Annotated in this window: 3 protein-coding genes and 1 rRNA gene; 2 read left to right on the top strand and 2 right to left on the bottom strand. The window is 64.0% G+C overall.

Features of this window, described 5'->3' with window-relative positions; translation table 11 throughout:
* Nucleotides 1-29: 29 nt before the first annotated feature.
* Both rrf and Y704_RS0116030 read left to right on the top strand, forming a co-directional pair.
* A 5S ribosomal RNA gene (gene rrf / locus Y704_RS0116035) occupies nt 30-146 on the top strand.
* A 350-nt stretch (nt 147-496) separates the two neighbouring features.
* The gene (locus tag Y704_RS0116030; protein ID WP_026550863.1) at nt 497-916 is read left to right on the top strand and encodes a YkvA family protein; all 420 of its coding nucleotides are present in this window, start codon (nt 497-499) and stop codon (nt 914-916) included.
* A gap of 807 nt (nt 917-1,723) precedes the next feature.
* Here the strand turns inward: Y704_RS0116030 and istB are convergent.
* Both istB and Y704_RS22030 read right to left on the bottom strand, forming a co-directional pair.
* Nucleotides 1,724-2,482, bottom strand: coding sequence for an IS21-like element helper ATPase IstB (gene istB, locus Y704_RS0116020; protein ID WP_026550862.1), 759 nt, complete (start codon nt 2,480-2,482; stop codon nt 1,724-1,726).
* On the bottom strand, nt 2,479-3,392 hold a 914-nt coding region (locus Y704_RS22030), incomplete at its 5' end, for an IS21 family transposase (RefSeq protein WP_051477245.1). The genes istB and Y704_RS22030, both read right to left, overlap by 4 nt.

Here is a 3,392-nt window from a genome sequence, read left to right as displayed (position 1 = left end):
ACAGGGGGGTGGTGGCTGGTAGCAAGGGTTACGGCGGTCACAGCGTGGAGGAAACGCCCGGTCCCATTCCGAACCCGGAAGCTAAGACCCACAGCGCCGATGGTACTGCACCCGAGAGAGTGTGGGAGAGTAGGACACCGCCGGACAACCATTACGTGAAGCCCCCACCCCCCGGTGGGGGCTTCACCCCATTAACCACCCAAAACGACCCACCAAAAACCAGAGAATCGGCTCTTCATCTCTATACCGGGATGTCTGTCAGCGTTCGGCGATGGTTGCATGACTGTAGCTAGGTCAACCCGCGTCGAACGCATCAAGACAATCAGCACGGGCCGGTTCGGGCTTCGCGGGGTGCCGCGGGAAACCCAACAGGGCCCCACCTTCACCATTGTTGAGGTCATCTGCTGGGAGAAGTTGAGGTCATCTGGTGGGAGAATCTGGCTATGACGATCTCTCCCCGTCCGAATGCCGGCGCAGTCCTCGAAGGATCGTAGCCGTGTCTGACTGGCGGCAGGTTGTCCTCAGCGTCGTCGGCGGGCTGGTGCTGATCTGGCTGGTGCTTGTTCTTGTTCTCTGGCTCGAGCAACGCAAACACCCGGGCCGTGCGTCGCTTGTGGACCTTCTTCGTCTCGCCCCGGACGTCGTTCGCTTGCTGAAGCGCCTTGCCTCAGACAGCGCCCTTCCGATCGGGGCCCGGATTTGGGCGGGCGTGCTGTTGGTGTATCTGATCTCTCCGATCGACCTCGTCCCGGATTTCATTCCGGTGCTGGGGTATGCTGATGACGCATTGGTCGTCGCGATTGCTCTCCGATACGCGGCCAGGTGTGTGGGGAGTGATGTCATCACGCGACACTGGCCAGGGACCCCGGCAGGTCTGGTAGCAGTCCTGCGTATGGCCGGGTTGCCCTCCTCCTGACACGAGGCGAAACACCTCGTAGTCGGAATCGTTCCGATCAGCACTCACTTGCCACCGGACTGCGCGACACGACAGATGCTTGTTCTAGTTAGGACGTTCAGGCGGATTGCTGCTGCTGTCCCTACGTGTGAACGAGGTGGTAGGAGACGGTATCAGTCTCGATGTCCCGGCCGGAAGTGGCTTGGTCCACGATCACGGTGCAGAGCCTGGGGTCGGTGAAGGTCTCCGTCCAGCCGGGCAATGACTTTTCTGCGCACTATTCTCCCGATGGCAGGGGTCTCCATCGTTGTGAGGTTGATGTGTGGGCTTCCGCCTTCTTCAGTCAATCCCCGGCGACGGCGTCGGAGGGTGCTGGTGATGTCGGTGTCAGCGGGAAGGCTGGCGGTCACCGCAGCCGGGTCTGCGAGGCGGCGCAGGTTCGAACTGACGAGCCGCCGCTCAAAGCGTATGCCGGTGACGCCGGATCTGCGCGGAAGCTGCCACCCGGGACTCCCGAGCTCCACCAGAGCAACCGAAAGCACGTTGCAACAACAGTGGGTCCCGGTGAGGTTGCCTGCGACACCCCGCCCAACCCGATCCGTGTACGGCTCGGATTGCCCTGATGGGTCCAAGCAACGCCGCCGTAGTCAGATCGAACGTGTTCGGCGATGACACCGTCACCGGGGTCGACCTACGACTAAGGCGACGGACCAAAGGCAGGCGCGGAGTCGCCGCCGAATCAGTGTGAGCAAAGCGGAAATCCTGTTAACGCCGACCGAAAATAGGGCCAGTAGTGCCAATTGAAAACGGGGCCACGGGGTTGTGGTTCTATTGTTCCGTACTGGCGGCGGGTTGGTGTTTTTTGAGCCGGTAGCTGTTGCCTTTGAGGCTGATGACGTCGGCGTGGTGGACGATCCTGTCGATCATGGCCGAGGCGATGGTCAGGTCTCCGAAGACGTCGCCCCAGCGGGCGAACGGGACATTGGACGTCAGGATCATGGAGGCGTGTTCGTAGCGGCTGGAGACGAGCTGGAAGAACAGGTTCGCGGCGTCCTGATCGAACGGGATGTAGCCTACTTCGTCGATGATGAGGAGCCCGTAGCGGCGGAGTTTGACCAGTTCCTGGGCGAGTTTCCCGTGGGAGTGGGCTTCCTGCAGGCGGGCGACCCAGCCGGTGGCGGAGTCGAAGAGGACCCTGTGCCCGGCCTTGGCTGCTTTGATGCCGATGCCGACCGCGAGGTGGGTTTTGCCGGTGCCGGGCGGCCCGAGGAGGACCACGTTTTTGGCTTCGGAGAGGAACACCCCGGTGCCCAGGTGCGCGATGAGGTTCCGGTCCGCGGAGGGCTGGTGGTCGAAGTTGAACTCTTCGAGGTCCTTGTGGGCTGGGAACCGTGCGGCTTTGATCCGGGTCGCCGCTCCGGAGGCTTCGCGTTCGGAGACTTCCCGGGAGAGGACCGCGGCCAGGTACTCCTCGTGGGACCAGCCGGCGTCCCGGGCCTGGTCCCCGAGCCGGCGGAACCCGTCGCTGATCCTCGGTGCGCGCAGGGCCCGGGCGTAGTACTCGATCTGTGACGGTGTCCCGGTCATGAGGCCGCCTCCAGGACCAGGTTCGGCTGCTGGCCAAGATCGATGCCGAAGATCTCGTCGTAGGCGGCCAGATCCCGCACTTGCACCGCTTCCTCGGGTTCGGTGCGGTGCACCCGCTGGGTCCGGAAGTCCCGGCGCATGACCGCCGCGCGGGCCACATGGGCCGGATCGGTCACCACCAGGTGCCGGGCCCATGCCCGGACATGGGTGGCGATGATGACACCCTCATGGGTGACCCAGACAGTGTCCAGGTCAGCGGTGACATCCACGATCCGCCCGATGTATGACGGGTCCACGGAATAGTCGTTGGAGAACACCGGCACGTAGTAATCCCGCGGCAGCCGCACCGCGTTGCGGAACACCGCGTCCGGGGTCACCGGCGGCAGTTCCCGCATCCTCTCCCGGTCCAGGACGATCAGCTCGTCAGGGCGGCCGTGGCGGGACCGCGAGTACCGGTGATTGGCCTTGGGTAGCCAGTCCTCGAGCTGGCCGTTGAAATCCGCTGGTGAGCGGAAGTCCCGGCTGGGCATGAAGCGTTGCCGGAAGAACCTGTTCATCCGCTCGACCATGCCCTTGGACTCCGGATCCCGCGGCGGAAGCAGCTTGATCTCCAGTCCCAGGGACCCGGCGAACGCGGCCACGGGTTCTGTGGGCCGGCGCCGGCCGATGCCGGATTCGTTGTCCCACAGCAGCCTGGACGGAACGGCCTGCGCGTCCTGCAGCAGAGTCCACATTCCGCCCAGAAGGTCCGGCGTCGTCCGCGACGGCAGCATCCGTGCCTGGATGAATCCAGAGAACGCCGAGGTCATCACCAAAACCGGTGGCGTGTCGCTCTGGCCCTCGCCAACGGGCAGTGGCTCGTGCGGGAACCAGAGATCGCACTGGACCTGGAAACCCGGCTCGTGGACCA

Source organism: Arthrobacter sp. Br18 (assembly GCF_000520555.1).
GTDB lineage: Bacteria > Actinomycetota > Actinomycetes > Actinomycetales > Micrococcaceae > Arthrobacter_D.
The sequence above is the reverse complement of the archived record's forward strand: the minus strand, read 5'-3'. Positions and strand labels throughout refer to the sequence as shown.

Bases quoted from the DNA above. Each gene is read 5' to 3' on its own strand.
- istB (WP_026550862.1), bottom strand. From the start codon at position 2,482: ATGACCGGGACACCGTCACAGATCGAGTACTACGCCCGGGCCCTGCGC.